Below are 237 nucleotides of genomic sequence, written 5' to 3'. Positions count from 1 at the left end.
ATCGCTGCTTACGAAGGCTGCTGCGTTTCCAGCAATACACTCAGCAAGATGTTGGCAGTCACTCAGCGCTTGGGGCGACCCTGCCTGCGAAGGCTTCTTTGTTTCGAATACAGACGTATGAATGCTTGTGGCCAATTCTTTATGCTTGGCGTCAGCGACAACGCGCAATCTCGGAAGTGCATTCGCCAGTTTTAAGAGTGGATCTTCCCGCACGTCGGTGCTTGAGCGACTAAGCTC

1 protein-coding gene is annotated in these 237 nt (G+C 52.7%); it reads left to right on the top strand.

All coding sequences use genetic code 11. The features are described from left to right. Window positions 1-195, top strand: a 195-nt coding sequence (locus tag R0J87_RS24570) for a hypothetical protein (RefSeq protein WP_498889654.1), incomplete at its 5' end; no start/stop codon positions are given. Window positions 196-237 lie beyond the last annotated feature (42 nt).

Origin of the sequence: Halomonas sp. SIMBA_159 (assembly GCF_046536035.1) — a bacterium.
Lineage (GTDB): Bacteria > Pseudomonadota > Gammaproteobacteria > Pseudomonadales > Halomonadaceae > Vreelandella > Vreelandella venusta_A.
The sequence above is the reverse complement of the archived record's forward strand: the minus strand, read 5'-3'. Positions and strand labels throughout refer to the sequence as shown.